Raw genomic sequence first — 18014 nt, 5'->3', positions numbered from 1 at the left:
AGAAGAATCATAGAGTAAATCTAAAAATAGATAAAACAGTTTGTTTTTATTTTAATAATCGGTTTTATAGATTTAAATATATTCATCATAAAAAGTCCCACTAAACGCAGGACTTTAAATGAAGTAAAAGCTTAAGATTCACTCTGCATTCGCTGTTCAATTCTTAAAGTTCTGGCTTTTAACTGACGCGTTAGACCAAACAACACAAGACTCAGCACTGCCATCAGTAACATCAAGATAAGCGAAAAGAACTGCATGACCGTAGTAAACTGCGCTGCTTGCTGAACTTGTTTTTCTACACTTTCAGCCATCGGCGTGAGTGTTTTGCCATAGAGTTGATGTTGCATCGTCCATAACTGTTCAGGCTTAAACCCATATTCAATAAAATGTGAATCATTTTTTTCTGCTTGGACCAGAGCAAGCACATGCGGAATTGCTGCATTTTTATCGACAGGTTGGTGTAACAATGCCGTCTGCGCAAGCAAATAATGTTTTACAGGTATTTGTATTTTCGACTGCTGCAAATACTGCGCTATTTCACTTTGCTGAATGTTTTTATCGTAGTGTACGATTCGGTGAAAAGCCTCGCTTTCATCATCTTTTAAATCATATTGCACATAGGTCAGACCTGACCAAAGCAGAATAAAGGCAATCAGCCATGCCACAAACTTCAGTATAAAAGATTGAAAACGTACATAGAAAAAATGAATTTTCCGTGCATAGTGCACCAGTACGAATGCACCAACAAAAGACACCATGATCTTGAGCACAAGCCAACCAAACCATGACAGCAAATTCAGAAAATAATCTGGCTGATGTCCTAGTGATGCGAGATTTTCATCGACACTCATGGGCATATGCAGTTGCTGTATTTCAGTGCTCAGTCCAAAAAAACTATAGACAAAATCAGGTTGTAGAAAATAACTAATGCTCGAGGCAATAAACAAGGCAGCACTCAACATACACCATAAACTCAGTTTACGTTGACGTTGTTTAAGTGCAACCACGCCTTGTTCAATGTGCTGAGGCTGAACAACATACTCATCTAAGGAAGGCAAATGCTTCTCCTCTATCGACCACCCAACTCGGCATTAAGATGGTGTCGTACGATTAGAACTCGAGTCTAAAACCAATTGATTCAAATTGTCCTGCAAACTACGCAACCGTGTGGTTGCTTCCGCACGTTTCTGCATCCCTTCTTTTTGTATTTGAATCACATCATTTACTGTTTTAATGAGGGTGTTTTGTACATGTTCAAGCGTCTCAATATCAATCACTGAACGTTGATTTGCTTTCGCTGTATCTACTGAGTTTTGATGTAACAAATCAGCATTGCGCTTCAATAAGTCATTGGTCGCATCGTCAATGGTATTGGCCAACTGCACACTATTCTTCTGCTCATTTAAAGAAATCGCCAAACTAATTTGGTTTTTCCATGCAGGCAATGTGATGTTTTTAATGGCATAAAACTTATCGACCAACATCAAATTATTAGACTGGATAATACGAATCATCGGTAATGTTTGCATGGCTGATTGTTGTAAAACCTGCAAATCACTCACGCGTTTTTCCAAATTATTGGCTAAATGATTGAGGTCGTAAACTCTCTGCGTCGTGGTTTGATCTTGTGCCTGCGAAGTCAGCGTTGAGATTTCCTGCTGAATTTCATCCTGTTTCAACTTACCTGCTGCGATATAGACACCCAGCTGTTTATATTCACTTTGCACACCATTAAACATCCGATCTAGTGTATCAACACGTGCTTTTAAACCAGACTGCGATTTCTCAATTTCTTTCACCAAAGTATCAATCTGCTCTTTGGTGGTATTAAAGTGCATATCAATATTATTCTTTGCCCCTTTAATTTTGTTCATCAAACCACCGAAGAAACCTGAATTTTTCTTTTTATTTAAGATACTTGAGGTATTGAGTTGTTGTGCGACTTGTACCACCTGATTCAGCTTTTGCCCTGTTTCATCCAAGTCCTTATTTTGAACCAAATTAAGCAATTCATCTGTATATCCAGAGGTTTGTGTCGCAATATTTTTACCATACTCCGCTACGGCGTTATGGTTGATTTCTGCCAACTCTTTCCGTGCTGCCAAGACCGCATTGAAGTCATCTTGTTGCAAACCAATTTCTTGCAAATTTAACTGTTGAAACTTATGTTCAATCACTTCGGTGGTTGGCTCTACCACAAGACTGTTTTGTTCTGAGTTGGTCATAATTCACCTAATCTATTTCTTAAAGTGTTGGTTTCTGTAGTGATTTTTTTAAGGTATGAATCAATTTTTCACGGCTATTATCGAGCTTTTCCAGTTCAATTGTCGAGCTTGATTGCTGCGATTGTTTGACATGATATTGCCATGCTGGGATCAAGACCTGCTGTGCTTCTTTAAAACGATCTAACAAACTCAATGAAAGCTGCTGAGACAATTGCATTTGAGTAATTGCAATATCATTACTGCTTTGCAAAGTTTGTAAGCTATTTATTTTCTTCGATAAACGTTCTGCAAAGTTATCTAAAGGATGTGCATTCTTCACAAATTTAGGATATTCCAGTAAAAATGCTTCAGCCGCAGATATATATTTGGCCATTTGCTCACGTAAACCAGTAAGCTGCTGATAACGTGCTTGCGACTTTTGAATTTCGATTTGTAATTTCTGACTGAGATGATTAGCTCGATCCAACAGCTGATCCAGTTTTTTATAGTACTCAACTTGGGTCGAACCATATTCAATATCAATTCCCAGCCACTTTTGCAGCCCATTAAATTTACGCTTTTTCAGGTATTTTTTTGAGTCAGCCAATGACTGGATCAGTTGCTCAATAGTTTGACTCAACTGTAAAGTGAGCTGCGGGTCTATCCCGTTAAGCAACACAGACTGTGCTTGAATGACACTATCTGCATAATGATTAAGACGATATTGATCGTTCAGCAACGGAACCAAATCATTACGCTGGATACTTAAAAGTTCATCTGAATTGACTGGTATATCCCTTAAAGGAACAAGAACGTCAATTTGTGCCATAGTGCTTTAACCCAATAAAGAAATTGAATAAAATCATTTTTATAGTACAGCTTTTATGTCAAATAACATGTAGATTTTTGCAAAAATGCTGTGAAAACCTTTTATCTTGATCTGGCTAATCATCGCTTCTGTTTCCCACAAAATGATATCTATTTAGAATTATGATCATTCGCCTTCAGCACATCATTCGTTATAGTTTAGGTTTCTGCATTGCATTAACCTTACTTATCAGTGTTGGTGCGCACTATAAAGCAAAACACATTCACGAAACATTTTTAGAGCATGATCCGAGCCAATTACAACAAGTGAGTGGCACACTGCTAGGGAATGAAACAGCCGTCCAACTTTATCAAAAAAATCAAGCACCCTATAACTTAAACAGCTTGGGGAAAACGCACTTTTTGGTCGGTATCTTTAGCCAGAACCAAGGTCGAATTCAAACGGTTTGGTGTGATCGTTGACCAGACGCACCACTTAAAACCTCCTCCGACACAGCCCCGAAAAATCCAATGAAAAAAATGAATTTGCCAATTCGCTATTTTCATACTTGCCAATGGCTTTTCGATGCAATGCAGTTCCCTTTAGATATTACCGCTTGGACAGGGCAACCCATCACTTATCTAAAAAGCCATCAAGATATTTTGTATGCATTAAATGTAAATGGGAAAAAGATTTTCGGCTATGAACAAGCCTATCAACAATATAAACAACTCTATCTAGATGAAATTAAAAATCGCAATCAATCAGCACTCTATTTTTTTGTTTTCTTTTGTATTACAGTCATTTATTTTAGAAAACGCATATTTGAAGTCATAAAAAAGCCATGATCAACATGGCTTTAAAATGGGATGTTTAGACATTATAAATAATCGCCTTCACGCTCAGGTTGATAAACCACTTTTTCAATTTTGACTTTCATCATTTGACCATCTGGCTGCGGCCATTCAATTTCTTGACCTTCTGCTAAGCCCAGAATTGCTGCACCAATTGGGGCTACAACATTGACCTGTCCCTTCTCGCCTTTAAAATCATGCGGATAAACCAAGGTAATTTCAGATGCTTCCTTAGATGGTGCAATGGTCAGTAAAACTTTTGCATTCATCGTTACCACATTGGCAGGCATATCTTGTGGAGCAACAACATCGGCGCGGGCCAATTCTTCTTCAAGCAACTGCATGGTCGGTGTAAGTTTAGGCTGATGTTCTAACATCGTTTCTAAACGATGAAGATCCTGCTCAGAAATGATAATTGCTGGGTTTGCCATGTGCTGCATTCCTATTTGAATACGGTATGAATAAAATTCTTATTAAAAATAATTTATTAGCCTATAACTTCTGTTATATCAGAAATGCAGTCTAAATTACATTTCAACTGATTTTTGATTTTTTAATGCTATAAAAAAAGCCCCCTTGAGGGGGCTTTCTCAAGTCAGAACTTAGTTTGCGTAAACAGGAAATTTCGCACAAACAGCTTCAACTTTCGCTTTAACAGCGTTAATCACAGCTTCATCACCTTTGCTGTCTAAGATATCAGCGATCCAGCCAGCAAGTTCACGCACTTCAGCTTCGCCGAAACCACGAGTCGTCACAGCTGGTGTACCAATACGGATACCAGAAGTCACAAACGGTGAGCGTGGGTCATTTGGTACAGCATTTTTGTTCACAGTAATATGAGCTGCACCTAACCATGCATCTGCTTCTTTACCTGTTACATCTTGCTTAATAAGAGATAACAAGAACAAGTGGTTTTCTGTACCACCAGAAACGATGTCATAACCACGAGCAATCAGAACTTCAGCCATTGCTTGAGCGTTCTTCACCACTTGTTGTTGGTAAACTTTGTATTCAGGAGCCATTGCTTCTTTAAAGCAAATTGCTTTAGCCGCTACAGCATGAACCAATGGACCACCTTGGTTACCAGGGAATACCGCTGATTGTAATTTTTTCTCAATTTCTTCGTTTGCTTTCGCAAGGATTAAACCTGAACGTGGGCCACGAAGTGTTTTGTGTGTAGTGGTTGTTGTTACGTCAGCAATTTGAACTGGGCTTGGGTAAACACCAGCAGCAACTAGACCAGCAACGTGAGCCATATCTACAAATAGGTAAGCACCAACTTTATCCGCGATGTCACGGAAACGCTGCCAATCTACAATTTGGCTATAAGCAGAGAAACCAGCTACGATCATACGTGGCTTGTGCTCAATTGCTAAACGTTCAACTTCTTCGTAATCAATCTCGCCAGTTTCAGGGTTTAAACCGTACTGAATTGCGTTATATGTTTTACCAGAAAAACTTACTTTCGCACCGTGAGTCAAGTGACCACCGTGAGCCAAACTCATACCCAAAACAGTGTCGCCTGGGTTAAGAAGGGCTAAGTAAACAGCAGAGTTTGCTTGTGAACCCGCGTGTGGTTGAACGTTTGCGTAATCTGCACCGAAAAGCTCTTTAGCACGGTCAATCGCTAATTGTTCAATCACGTCTACATATTCACAACCGCCGTAGTAGCGTTTGCCTGGGTAGCCTTCAGCATATTTGTTTGTAAGTTTTGAACCTTGTGCTTCCATTACTGCTGGAGAGCAATAGTTTTCAGAAGCAATCAGTTCGATGTGCGCTTCTTGGCGAGCATCTTCATTTGTGATTGCTTGCGCGATTTCTGGATCAAATTCAGCAATTGAGATATTGGCAAACATTAGCGAGGTCCTATGAAATTAGGGCTTTTAAGCCGTGCTAAGATTGGCGCGTATTGTAGCATGAAGTTTATAAATTTCGAGAACGAACTTTACGCAGTTTTAAATAAAAAATCGCTCATGAAGCAGAACTCCATGAGCGATTTGGGTCAAAGCAAATTACTGAATTGGCATGAGAGTTTTGACATCATCAACAATATCATCGATATTTTCACTAAACGATGTGGTATGGGTCCATTTCGTCGTTTCACTGTCATCAGTCACATAACGAATATTGTTTCCAGCTTGAGACGCACCAGCATATAAAATATTCGTTATCGCTCTTGGAACAGTCGTGTCATTGGTGCCTTGATACATAATAATTGGCGCTGTTTGTTTGACCTTCAAAGGCTGCGATGTGTTATCTAAAAAGTTTTTTATGACTGGCACATCAAGAAATCCTACTTTTGGGTAATATCCATTTAATGTGTTATATGTATTCGCAAAAATATTCATTTCCGTATAATAATTTACCAAAACGGTTCCTGAACATGCCGATTCAGCTGTTCGTGCAATACGGGCAGCTTCAGACTCAAACACTTGCCCGTACAAAGTTATATTGGGCGGATTCTGCATACCTGAGGTGATGAGTGCAGCATAGGTATTCAGTGAAGTATAAGTAGCTACCTGTTGAGTTGCTGGCAAATTTGCAACACTTGCAGCACCCGCTTGAAAGATCGTTTTTAAATTAGACGCAGGTGCAATCGCAACTGTCCCTTTATAATCTAACTGCGCGCGACTTTGATATTCACCAGCACCTAAAGCAGCATGACCACCCTGTGAGTGTCCAACCGTCACCCAGTTTTTTGAAACCGATTTACCTTGCTTAGTTAAGTAGTCACGTGTTGCAACTACAGCATCTGTAATCGAAAAAGCTTCACTTTTTAAATTAAGATAAGGATGGGCTTCTGTACCACTTGGCTCTCCTAGTCCTTCGTAATCAGGAGCAACAACGACATATCCCGCGCTAAGCAAATCATTAATCATCGATTTTACATCGGGATCCATAGAAGATTTACTTGGCGCGCAAATATCAGCAACACCAGTAGTACCATGTGCCCACACCACTATTGGCCAACCTTTCGCGGGAGCTACTGTTTTAGGGGTAAAAAGCAATGCTGTTGCGCGAGTTTCTTTATTGTCCTGACCCAGCATTTTATAAGTCATGATCACACTTTCAGCAGCGGTAGCTGACATATCTGTAGCTGTATATGCTGTTGGTGTAGTTACGACTGGATTAACAATATTGTTTTTAGGAATCCCGTCATCTACACCAACAGAAGTTGAACCGCCATCCTCTCCTCCACAGGCTGTTAAAACAAGCACAGAACTACTGACGAACACGGCCAATATATGTTTTTTCATCTTAAAATTCCTTAATGACATTTTTTATTGTTGTAACGATTCAAATCACTTGAATACATTAATGATTTACGCCTCAAAATGACACATGGCAAGACCATTTACGAGAATGATACAAAGTGAACATTGTCTGCAAATGTGCACTCACCATTGTTATAAAAACTAGTAGTTTGGAGTTTAAAATAAAGCCTGATCCTACAACTGCATTCAGGTGCTGAACACTCTCCTAGTCTTTGTTTGAGCTGAATCCCAAAGAATTATTTTTATTTTAAGCAATCATTTTCCTTTCAATCTGCCTAAATGCATTGATCAATCCACTCCTGACTTCCCCTTACTCAATAAAGCCTGATCTCTAATCACCTAGGCTCACCAGATGATTTAAACAACATCACCGCACAAAATAAGCAAATAAACCACAAATCCAGCTGTCGTGGGCTGTCTTGATAGTCTTGAAAATGATAAATTTATTTAGCTTTTAATTTTCGGATATGCACATGCAAGCCATTATTCTCGACACAGAAACCCATACCTTAAATGGTCAACCTATTGAGATTGCATATGCACCGATTGAAATTGCAAATGGCAAATTAAGCCTAGACAAAAGCCAAGTATTTGATCAGCTCTATACCGCCGATGAACCGATCTCATTCGCAGCGATGGCTGTGCATCATATTTTAGAGTCAGACCTCGTTGGGAAGCCTCACTATACGACCTTTAAACTCCCTGCCGAAACGCAGTACATCATTGGTCATAATATTGATTATGATATTCGTGCTATCGAAAAATGTGGTGTCGAAACTTCTCATATTAAAGCGATTTGTACACTCGCCCTTGCACGTTTGGTCTGGCCTGATGCTGAAGCCCACAACATTTCAGCACTCATTTATATGATTTCAAAAGGCAGTGAAAAAGCCCGTGAAATGATTAAAAAGGCTCATCGTGCCGATATGGATATTATTTTAACGGCCAATATTTTAATGCATGTGGTTCATCAATTAAAAATAAACAGCATGGAGCAATTATTTGCTGTCTCTGAAGATGCTCGTATTCCGCGAGTCATTAATTTTGGCAAGCATCGCGGAACAGCGATTGCCGAACTCCCTGCTGACTATATTCAGTGGTTAATGCGTCAAGATGAACTCGATCCGTACTTACGTAAAGCTTTAGAAAATACGAGCATTAAAACACTGTAAAATGTATTGTCATAAATTCTTAATATTGTTGTAATTTTCACCCTGTATGTTCAGCCTTAATTTATTTGTTCGGGGGAGTAAATTAAGGTATGAATCATTATCAAAAAACAGCATTGGGTTTAGATGCTCTACAACAACGTCATATCCCACTCAATGCGCGTCAAAGACGACTTTTGGTTTTAATTGGTACAGAAGATTTTGAACAATTGGCTGACCAGTTCAAACAACGCATCGCAACGCCTGAAATCCTCGAACAATTAATTGAATTGGGTTTAATTCATTCCACACAAACAGCTCACGTCTCTAGCCCAATAGAGCCTCTATCCGAATCTCAACCACCTGCCTCACTACTAGAAAATAGTCAAAATAGCGTCAATCCAATAGATTTAGACAGCACAGCGCAGACTCCTGCACCACCTGCTCCTACACAAAGCCCAGCCCCACCACTTAAAGCTTATAGCTTTGAAGAAACACGCGATTTGATGATGAGCTTATTACAACGTTATTGTGGCTTAATGGCAAAACAACTCATTCTTCAAATTCAATCGGCGACAGACTTACACAGTCTCAAACGCTGCCAAATGCAATGGATTACAACGTTACAGGAAAGTCGAATAGAACCCACAGCACTCAATCAACACTTACAACAAATCAATCATTCACTGTTGCGTTTGCAGGCAGCTTAAAGAAATAAACTGAATGGATAATTGAGTCTTTTTCGGTCTTAGTTAAGATTTAAAGACTACGAGTTTGGTTAGCAATCTATTGTTTTATTATTCAGGCAATAAATCTTAATGTCTTTCATCGACTTTTTCAGACTTTGGCACAATGGTTACTCGAACTATTCATCAAACAGCTTGATAAATAAGGACTATATGTGAAGTGATATGCTGATTTTATTTTATGACCTTCAATATAATCGCTCAAAAAATTTATCCCTTATATTCTTCGATGGGCTAACTTAACTTGATATAGATCGCCCATAAAAAACCCATGTAAACATGGGCTTTTTTCAATAGGGATTAATCAACAACTCGGTATATATTTTCCGTTTGCCGACTTTCAAATAACAGTTCAATACTCGGTAAAATCACTTCACCATCAACAACGATATGTTCAATTCGTTTAAACAAATCCAAACGTTCTGCTTCGGAGTTTTCAGGTACTTGCCTTAACTGGGCCTTTACATTATACGTTTGGCTATATTGGTCTTTTACCTTTACATCTACAAGCTGAGTCATGGTCATTTTCCTTTTCTTTTTTTAGCTCTGCTTAATCTTATAGCACAAGTTTTTTCCAACACCGCCCTTCGAGTTGTTAGAATTTATCGCAATGTTAATTTATATAAATATTTTCAAAATCAGGACTATAAATCATAAACTTAAATCAAATATGCTTAACAACCGAGATACATAGTCATATATTTTTTACATAAAAAAAGCTCGCATTGCTGCGAGCTTTTCTATGTTGGAAGGCTAGTGCTGATTTATTGTTTGAACATTTCGTTCCAAACTCAACGAGCTGTCATTGATCCGTCCAACTACATCGTAGCGTCTTAGTTATCGACCTACTGTAAGTACAATATAAAAGCATTTTTCACTCTCGACAAGAGCCTATGACATTTCGAAACAACTGTACAAATAAAAGCCAATTGATATTTTTTAAAAATAAGAGACCATACTGAAAGGCAAAATCGAGATAACATCTCAGCGTTAAATCAAGTAAAATCGCGCATTCAGCTTATGAGTTTTTTTCCATGTTAGTTCAATTGATTTTGAGTGATTTATATCGGTATTGTGGCAATACGAAATTAAGTTCATTTCTCAAAACTTATTTGTTTAATCGTGGTTTTAACTTTAGCGTTTGGTTACGTCTTTCGGCTTCAAAATCGTGGATCGGCAAACTGGCCTACCCTATTTTTTATTATAAGAAAAAGAAATACGGGATCGATATCCACTGCACCACAAAAATTGGCTATGGCTTGTTCATCGGTCATGGGGGACCTTTGATTGTCAACCCAACGACTGTGATTGGAAACAATGTCAACCTTTCTCAGTTTACAACGATTGGTGCCAATGGCGGTCGTCAGGCCGCTGTAATTGGCGACAATGTATATATTGGCCCAAATGTCTGTATTATCGACCATGTTAAAATTGGCGATAACACCACCATCGGTGCAGGTAGTGTGGTCACCAAAGATATTCCTGATAATGCAACAGCTGTAGGTAATTATGCAAAAGTCATTCATTATAATAATGCTGGAAATTCAGTAAATAAACGCTGGCTAAATGGAAAATAAAACAACATCAGCATAATTTAATCAATTTAGTGCTCTATGAGTGAAATAAAAATTAACAAATTTTATACTCCGTAAATTTTAAGACATAATATGTGGCTATTGTATTTCAAATGCCGATGAATAGGAGAAATTAGGTTAGGGTAAATCTTCGTTTTTGTTCTATGAGTAAAATAGAGGTACATCATGACCACTATCAATATTTCAGACATTAAAGAACATTCTAGTGTAATTGCCGCATGTGGCACTAAAGTTGGAGTTGTTGACCATATAGAAGGTAAAGAGATCAAACTGACCAAACATGGCGATGGCAAACACCATATTATCCCGAGTGCATGGGTGAGAGAAATTCGAGAAGATCAGGTCATGTTAAGCAAAGATGCCCAAGAAATTAAAGATAATTGGATTGAGGCCTAGACCCAAAAAACTGCCAAGCTACCAGCCTTTGGGCTGGTACTGCATATGATATACACACTAAGGAGATACACAGCACATCATCTACATCCATCTAGCTAAGCTTGATGAATATTGACCTATAGCAAAAGTATAAAAATCACTCAATGACAATATTCTTAATCTTTAAAAGGATTTGAAACTTTATCTTTAATACTTAACCAAACCAAGAAAGCCATAATAAATAAAAGTAATCCAATCACGATAAAGAATGTTTCACCCACAACGAAGCCTGTAACAAGTGCCCCTAACCCGATGAATGATAATAAAGTAATCAATGCAATGCCAAAGACATGCATGTTTTTCTCCAATGGTTAAAATAAGAAAGAGCTCATTATTGCGTTTAGGCATGTCAATTTAATGTTGTTTTCATTAAACTTTAATAGTGCTTTTGATTAATTATGCGCTATTGTGTGCTATTCATATTATCTTAATGAAAACTAATGTAATTTTTATAGAAAAATTACATATATATTAATCTGAAGTTTCTCTATACTTAGAAAATACCAGCAAGTAAATTCGATCAATTTTCACCCGGATTAATTTCAATCATGAGAATTGAGCTTCTATAGGCATCACAACAAAACTTTAAAAATCCGTTCTTGTCTTGGGGGCATGAGTGATCAAGAAATCTGTTTTTCATCGTTTAGATTTACAAAAACTTATTTTGATTTTAATTATTGGCTGTGTCTCAAGCTTGTTTCTAATTTCAATTTTTGTATTGAACTATGTCATCAAAGAACAGTTAACCGAAAACTCTTTAGCTGCCAATCAACGCTATGCCTCAAAAATTGCATTTAGTACCGATAAATATTTTGAAAGTATGTTGAGTGAACTACGCTATAGCGCTCAAATTGTTGGTCAAGATTTTTCCAATCAGCAGGTTTTAAAATCTGAAGTTACACGTCTTAAAGGTCAATCACAAAAATTTAACTCCATCACGATTATCGATAAGAATGCTTTTATTTTGGAGTATTCACCCCAGACCATACATGTTGATCCAAAAAAACAATATAGAACTCCAGGTATTACCGAAGCGTTAAAGCTCAAAAAGACTTATATTTCCTCTCCATACAAAGGCTTGTCAAACAATTTAATTGTGCTGATTGCCCAGCCTATTTTTAATCGTAAAAATGAATTCCTCGGTATCGTGACGGGTTCGATTTATTTAAATAAAGAAAACTTGGTGAGTGAACTGTTAGCCACCACATATTCTTATAAGAAAAGCTATACTTATGTTGTTGATAATAAAAACAAGATCATCTTCCATCCAGATAAAACCCGCCTTGGAGATTCATTAAAAAATAATACCGGAATGCAATATATTACCTCCCACCCCACAGGCAAGATTGCACTGGTCAATAGCAAAGGGATCGAAAATCTAGTAGGATTTGCGGCAATTCCAAGCGTGAATTGGATTGTGGTGTCACAACAACCAACCTTAGAATTATTAAGCCAAGCCAATTCGATCATCGTTAAAGTAACACTGGCTATGCTCGGCTTCTATTTGCTTTTGTTCATTTTTGTATGGAAGCTTTCTTACTGGATTTCGTCTCCACTCAATAAGCTTGCACAAATGGCCAGTATGTTAACTCGCCCAAATATTGATCAAGACATTAAAAATATCGATCCATGGTATTTTGAGGCTTTACGCTTTCGCACCGCTCTCTTGCTCAGCTCCAAACATTTTAAAGATGAAATTGCGGAGCTTAAACAACACGTGAACACCGATCCGCTGACAGGACTTTATAACCGCCGCGGTATGAAACTGTTTTTAAATGAATTAGAAGCAACCAATACACCTTTTTCGGTACTGACATTGGACATTGATCACTTTAAAGCGGTTAATGATAGCTATGGGCATGATCAAGGTGATCACGTGTTGAAAAAGTTGGCTTCTCATATGAAAAGTAACTTTCGTCAACATGATGTGTGCTGCCGTGTCGGTGGAGAAGAATTTATTGTCTTTGTGGTGCACGAAGATCCAAAGATTGCCTATATAGCAGCTGAACGACTTCGTAAAACAGTAGCACAAAGCTATATTGACCCAATTGGCACGATCACGGTTTCAATTGGTATCGCCTCGTGGCCTCAAGACTCAGAAAATATTCAAGATGTAATTAAATTGGCAGATCAAAAACTCTATCAAGCCAAGAATGATGGTCGAAATTGTATCCGTTCGACATCATCGGACTGATATAACTTTCATTAAATATAAAATTAAGCCAAATCCTTCAGTACTTTCAGATCCATCTGTTCAAAAATGAAAAGGCCTAAAATGGCCCTTTTCATTCAAGATGATAAACTCATATTTTTTAAGTTCTATCATCTAGTTCACTCTGTTTTTCTAGTTCTGCATCATTTAACAACTGCCCCGTATGTTGTGGCTTAATCAAGGGTGCAGTAGGTCGTGGGTTGCGCTGCGTATATTGTATACCTATGCCCGCTTTGACATCATCAGCGGCAACTTCGGTTTCAAAACGTTGATTATCTAAAGCTCGGATATCATCACTCACCTGCTGAATTTCATCCTGATTTGCACCCAGTTGCTGCAAGGCCATTTGACCTAAAGCCAATGCAGACTCAAAGGTTTCTCGAACCATCAGGCTCACATTTTGCTTAGACAAATACAGCGCGTGTTCACGGTCATAGGAACGAACAATCAACTTAGCCAAAGGAAATTCAGCATTCACTAATTCTACAATTTTATTAATCGTTTCTTTGTGGTCGACACAGACTAAAATTGCTTCTGCGGTATCTGCCCCTGAAGCATGTAAAATATCTAAACGACATCCATCGCCATAGTAGACATCAAAACCAAATTTTTCTGCATTTTGGATCATGTTGACGTCATTATCAATAATCGTCACATCCACACTACGTGCCAATAACAGCTGACTGGCCACTTGACCAAAGCGACCAAAACCAATCATCAGCACTTTACCCGTTAAGCCATCAGCAACCCTGACCTGATCGAGTGAACTTTCATTCTGTTCAAGGGTAAAGCGTTTAAACAACACCCCAATGATTGGCGTCAACACCATAGACAATACGACAATCGCGGTTAAATTCGACTTGATGGTATTGTCAATAATTTGAGCTGTCGTCGCAGCACTAAACAATACAAAAGCAAACTCGCCCCCCTGCGCCATCAGTAAGGCTCGCTCTAAAGCTTCGGGATGATTACTCTTGGTCAAACGTGCGACTACATAAATCATCAGTGCTTTGGTCAACATCAACGCAATTACACCACTGACAATCAGTGGCCAATTTTGCCTGACCACTGCCAAGTCCAAAGACATCCCGACGCCCAAGAAGAATAAGCCGAGTAATAAGCTGCGGAAGGGTTCAATATCCGCTTCAATTTGGTGACGGAAAGTCGATTCGGACAGTAACACTCCTGCTAGAAATGCACCCAGTGCCATGGATAAACCACTGAGTTGCATCAGTAATGCCGCACCCAATACCACCAACAATGCCGCAGCAGTCATCACTTCACGCGCTTTAGCAGCAGCTAAAATTTTAAATAATGGATTGAGTAACCAATGCCCTGCAACAATTAATCCAGCGATGGCCAACAGTCCAATACCAATCCCTTGTAAATCGATAGATGAGCTTTCCGCTGCTTGATTGGGTGCCATAAATGCAACCAATGCCAATAAGGGAACGATCAATAAGTCTTCAAACAATAAGATCGCCACGATCTTTTGACCACGTCGTTGATGCAGCTCTCCACGATCATTTAACAGTTGCATCACTATCGCAGTCGACGTCAGAACAAAGCCCGCAGCACCAATGAACGCTATTTTCCAGCTAAAGCCAAACAACATGCCCATACCCGTTAAGGCAATGACCGAAATAAGGATTTGCAAACTGCCCAAGCCAAAAATCTCTTTCCGCAAACTCCATAAGTGCGAAGGCTGCATCTCCAATCCGATGATAAAGAGGTACATCACGATGCCGAGTTCAGCAATATGTAAGATGGCTGTCGGATTGTTAAAAAAGGCAAAACCAAACGGCCCAATAATCAATCCAGCAATTAAGTAGCCTAATATCGAACCTAGACCAATACGTTTAAAAATAGGGACGGCAATGACCGCTGCACTCAACAGTACAACAGGCCCAACCAGTCCTAGTGAATCTACTTCTGCACTCATCTTGTTCCCATCTTGGTTGTTGGCAATCCATGCCATTTTCACGCTATTTTAATTTTATTCACTAAGGTCTCGCCTGTACGGAGAGGACGTCTCATCGGTGATCTTTTCGTTCTCGATTTCCGAAGACTTATCATCAACACTCAACATGCTGCGAATTTAAGCATCGCTTGACCTATCTATGTTTAAAACTATATACAGCATTGTTGCTATACAGCAAGATTTTATTCGAGGAATAAAAAACACATCACTACTTATGAACAGAAGATAATCAAGACCAGATTTTTATAAAAGATAGGTACTTAACAATAGTGTTTAGTAAGATTCTATCGTCAAAGATGAATTGTATCTATGATGATATAGAGATGACATTCGGAATTTTTACTCCATCAAAATAAAATTGGACGTCATATGTTCAAGCATATTTTCTCGCCCCAGCCACACAGATAATGGCTGCCAAAGTGACGACCAACATCATCCAACTCACGCTTTCATGTAGTAATAGTGCGGCCAGTGCAAGTCCCATAAAGGGTTGGAATAATTGCAGTTGACCAACAGAGGCAATACCACCTTGTGCTAATCCTCGATACCAAAACACAAAACCCAGCAACATACTAAAGACAGAAACATAAGCCAGTCCTATCCATGCCGCTGGACTGACATGCTGAAATGACATAGGCATGCTCAATAATGCGATCGGCAACATCACAGGTAACGAGAGCAGTAAAGCCCAACTAATGACTTGCCAACCGCCCAATGTTCGTGAAAGTTTTGCTCCTTCTGCATAGCCTAGTCCGCATAGAATAATTGCTGCCAACATGTATAAATCACCTTTCCATGCAGTACTCGTCTCTCCAAGTGCAGCATAGCCTGCTACAAAAATGGCTCCCAGCACTGAAAACAACCAAAAAAGTGGCTTGGGCCGTTCACCTCCGCGTAGAACTGCAAAAATTGCAGTACTGATAGGTAATAATCCTAAGAAAACAATGGAATGTGCAGAACTTACATGCTGTAGAGCCAAAGCGGTTAAGAGTGGAAATCCGATGACCACGCCCAATGCACTGACCGAAAGTGCAGGTATGTTTGCAGCGGCCGGGCGTGCTTGGCGAAGTAACACCAGAAAAAACAATCCTAATAGCGCTGCAATTGTGGCCCGTGCACTGGTTAAAAAGATGGGGCTAAAATCTGCAACGGCGACCCGTGTTGCAGGCAAAGAACCCGCAAAAATAGCGACACCGATTAATCCGTTTACCCAGCCGCTGGTTGCCTGTTTCATGGCCTGATTCTCTTATCGTTAATCGCTCAAGTTGAACATAGACCACATGTTTGAATCGAGATACAATCCAATACAATAAATAAAAACTGTTATGTATAAAAAACCCATACAGTTTAGGAGGAATGGAATGCGCAGCCAAACTCGAATTGATGCAGTCATGGATGAAATTAAACTCAAAATTAGCTCACGTACCTATCTCCCCAGTCATCGCCTTCCCTCTGTACGCCAACAAGCACGTACATTGCAGGTCTCTGTTTCAACCGTTGTCGAAGCCTATGAACGTTTAATGGCCGAAGGCATCATTCTTTCTAAACCCGGATCAGGCTTTTATGTGTCTGGCCCCGTCGCACCACTGGCTTTAGCCCAAATGGGGCCTAAGCTCGATAGAGAGGTCGATCCTTTATGGGTCTCTCGACAAGCCTTGGATACAGATCACAGCACACTCAAACCGGGTTGCGGCTGGTTACCACCCGAATGGTTATATGAGACAGGTGTTCGACGTGCTCTGCGGAGCATGGCAAAAGCAGATAGCTTAGAACTGGTGGAATATGCAACACCAGCAGGACATCCTGAACTGCGACAATTAATCTCTCGTCGTTTAACTCATATTGGCGTTGAAGCTTCTCCTGAACACATCATGCTCACCGAGTCTGGCACACAAGCAATTGATTTGATCTGTCGTTTTTTATTAGAAGCTGGCGATACTGTCATTGTCGATGACCCCTGCTATTTTAATTTTCATGCCCTACTCAAAGCTCATCGCATCAATATTGTGAGTGTACCGTATACCCCCCATGGCCCAGATTTGGAGATCTTTCAGTCTGTTTTAGCTGAACACTCACCACGGCTGTATATCACCAACTCAGGCATACACAACCCAACTGGCGCAGTGCTTTCTCCCGTTACGGCGCATCGCTTACTTAAACTGGTCGATCAAACCAATTTAGTCATTGTGGAAGATGATATTTTTGCCGACTTTGAACATACCCCTGCCCCAAGACTGGCTGCTTTTGATGGACTCAATCGTGTCATTCAAGTTAGTAGTTTTTCAAAAACGATTTCAGCCTCTTTGCGCTGTGGCTATATCGTGGCCAAAAATGAGTGGATTGAAAATCTAACCGATTTAAAGATCGCCACGTCTTTTGGTGGCGGCCGACTTGCCGCCGATATGGTGCTGATTGCTTTAAAAGACAGTGGATATCGTAAGCATATGGAAACGGTGCGCTTACGCCTTGCCCATGAAATGCAAAAGGTCATCACTCAGCTCGAAGCTTTGAATATTCAACCGTGGCTGGTCCCACAAGCGGGCATATTCCTCTGGTGTAAACTTCCCGACGGTTTCGATGCTGCGCTCATTGCGCGAGAGTGTTTAAAACACGGCGTTGTTTTAGCACCAGGAAATGCGTTTAGCCAATCCTTAAATGCACAGAATTTCTTACGCTTCAATGTCGCACAATCGGCAGATCCGCGTATTTTCGAAACGCTCAAAAATGTGTTCGCTCAACAGCAAAACTCAACATAA

18 protein-coding genes are annotated in these 18014 nt (G+C 39.6%); 8 read left to right on the top strand and 10 right to left on the bottom strand.

From position 1 onward, the window contains the following. Positions 1-131: 131 nt before the first annotated feature. Genes RR876_RS05225 through RR876_RS05215 form a run of 3 tightly spaced genes read right to left on the bottom strand, consistent with a single transcriptional unit; the run spans position 132 to position 3033 of the window. Positions 132-1058, bottom strand: coding sequence for a hypothetical protein (locus RR876_RS05225; RefSeq protein WP_332476490.1), 927 nt, complete (start codon positions 1056-1058; stop codon positions 132-134). 33 nt (positions 1059-1091) lie between these two features. Then, positions 1092-2225, bottom strand: coding sequence for a toxic anion resistance protein (locus tag RR876_RS05220; protein ID WP_332476491.1), 1134 nt, complete (start codon positions 2223-2225; stop codon positions 1092-1094). Positions 2226-2244: 19 nt separating this feature from the next. Then, the gene (locus RR876_RS05215) at positions 2245-3033 is read right to left on the bottom strand and encodes a tellurium resistance protein (RefSeq protein ID WP_332476492.1); all 789 of its coding nucleotides are present in this window, start codon (positions 3031-3033) and stop codon (positions 2245-2247) included. Between the two features lie 161 nt (positions 3034-3194). On the opposite strand from RR876_RS05215, the gene RR876_RS05210 reads away from it, so the two are divergent. Continuing rightward, positions 3195-3494, top strand: a complete 300-nt coding sequence (locus RR876_RS05210) for a hypothetical protein (protein WP_332476493.1) — start codon at positions 3195-3197, stop codon at positions 3492-3494. 48 nt (positions 3495-3542) lie between these two features. After that, positions 3543-3860: a hypothetical protein gene (locus RR876_RS05205; protein ID WP_332481832.1), complete on the top strand. Its 318-nt coding sequence runs from the start codon at positions 3543-3545 to the stop codon at positions 3858-3860. Positions 3861-3892: 32 nt separating this feature from the next. Here the strand turns inward: RR876_RS05205 and rnk are convergent, their stop codons facing one another. From rnk to RR876_RS05190, 3 genes are all read right to left on the bottom strand, one after another. Next, complete coding sequence (gene rnk, locus RR876_RS05200) at positions 3893-4297, bottom strand: nucleoside diphosphate kinase regulator (protein WP_332476495.1); 405 nt, start codon at positions 4295-4297, stop codon at positions 3893-3895. Between the two features lie 171 nt (positions 4298-4468). Beyond that, positions 4469-5722: a serine hydroxymethyltransferase gene (gene glyA / locus RR876_RS05195; protein WP_005400534.1), complete on the bottom strand. Its 1254-nt coding sequence runs from the start codon at positions 5720-5722 to the stop codon at positions 4469-4471. Positions 5723-5878: 156 nt separating this feature from the next. Further along, the gene (locus RR876_RS05190) at positions 5879-7123 is read right to left on the bottom strand and encodes an alpha/beta fold hydrolase (RefSeq protein ID WP_332476497.1); all 1245 of its coding nucleotides are present in this window, start codon (positions 7121-7123) and stop codon (positions 5879-5881) included. A 491-nt stretch (positions 7124-7614) separates the two neighbouring features. Here RR876_RS05190 and RR876_RS05185 point away from each other — a divergent pair, with 491 nt between their 5' ends. Together RR876_RS05185 and RR876_RS05180 are read left to right on the top strand one after the other, a co-directional pair. Continuing rightward, positions 7615-8313, top strand: coding sequence for an exonuclease domain-containing protein (locus tag RR876_RS05185; RefSeq protein WP_332476498.1), 699 nt, complete (start codon positions 7615-7617; stop codon positions 8311-8313). An 89-nt stretch (positions 8314-8402) separates the two neighbouring features. After that, positions 8403-8999: a hypothetical protein gene (locus tag RR876_RS05180; RefSeq protein ID WP_332476499.1), complete on the top strand. Its 597-nt coding sequence runs from the start codon at positions 8403-8405 to the stop codon at positions 8997-8999. A gap of 336 nt (positions 9000-9335) precedes the next feature. Here RR876_RS05180 and RR876_RS05175 read toward each other — a convergent pair whose 3' ends face one another. Then, positions 9336-9554 (bottom strand): hypothetical protein, encoded by a 219-nt coding sequence (locus RR876_RS05175; protein WP_004696033.1) that lies wholly within the window; start codon positions 9552-9554, stop codon positions 9336-9338. A gap of 515 nt (positions 9555-10069) precedes the next feature. On the opposite strand from RR876_RS05175, the gene RR876_RS05170 reads away from it, so the two are divergent. Both RR876_RS05170 and RR876_RS05165 read left to right on the top strand, forming a co-directional pair. Further along, the gene (locus tag RR876_RS05170; RefSeq protein WP_332476500.1) at positions 10070-10612 is read left to right on the top strand and encodes a DapH/DapD/GlmU-related protein; all 543 of its coding nucleotides are present in this window, start codon (positions 10070-10072) and stop codon (positions 10610-10612) included. A gap of 183 nt (positions 10613-10795) precedes the next feature. Next, complete coding sequence (locus RR876_RS05165; protein ID WP_332476501.1) at positions 10796-11026, top strand: DUF2171 domain-containing protein; 231 nt, start codon at positions 10796-10798, stop codon at positions 11024-11026. A 155-nt stretch (positions 11027-11181) separates the two neighbouring features. On the opposite strand, the gene RR876_RS05160 is transcribed toward RR876_RS05165, so the two are convergent. Next, positions 11182-11361 (bottom strand): hypothetical protein, encoded by a 180-nt coding sequence (locus tag RR876_RS05160; protein ID WP_332476502.1) that lies wholly within the window; start codon positions 11359-11361, stop codon positions 11182-11184. 320 nt (positions 11362-11681) lie between these two features. Here RR876_RS05160 and RR876_RS05155 point away from each other — a divergent pair, with 320 nt between their 5' ends. Further along, positions 11682-13259 (top strand): sensor domain-containing diguanylate cyclase, encoded by a 1578-nt coding sequence (locus RR876_RS05155; protein WP_332476503.1) that lies wholly within the window; start codon positions 11682-11684, stop codon positions 13257-13259. 118 nt (positions 13260-13377) lie between these two features. Here RR876_RS05155 and RR876_RS05150 read toward each other — a convergent pair whose 3' ends face one another. Together RR876_RS05150 and RR876_RS05145 are read right to left on the bottom strand one after the other, a co-directional pair. Next, a complete protein-coding gene (locus RR876_RS05150; RefSeq protein ID WP_332476710.1) occupies positions 13378-15219 on the bottom strand; it encodes a monovalent cation:proton antiporter-2 (CPA2) family protein in 1842 nt (613 codons plus the stop codon). A gap of 412 nt (positions 15220-15631) precedes the next feature. Further along, positions 15632-16492 (bottom strand): DMT family transporter, encoded by an 861-nt coding sequence (locus tag RR876_RS05145; RefSeq protein ID WP_332476504.1) that lies wholly within the window; start codon positions 16490-16492, stop codon positions 15632-15634. Between the two features lie 127 nt (positions 16493-16619). On the opposite strand from RR876_RS05145, the gene RR876_RS05140 reads away from it, so the two are divergent. Continuing rightward, positions 16620-18014 (top strand): PLP-dependent aminotransferase family protein, encoded by a 1395-nt coding sequence (locus tag RR876_RS05140; protein ID WP_332476505.1) that lies wholly within the window; start codon positions 16620-16622, stop codon positions 18012-18014.

The sequence above is a fragment of the Acinetobacter sp. genome (genome assembly GCF_036666595.1).
In the GTDB taxonomy this organism is placed as follows: Bacteria; Pseudomonadota; Gammaproteobacteria; order Pseudomonadales; family Moraxellaceae; genus Acinetobacter.
The sequence above is the reverse complement of the archived record's forward strand: the minus strand, read 5'-3'. Positions and strand labels throughout refer to the sequence as shown.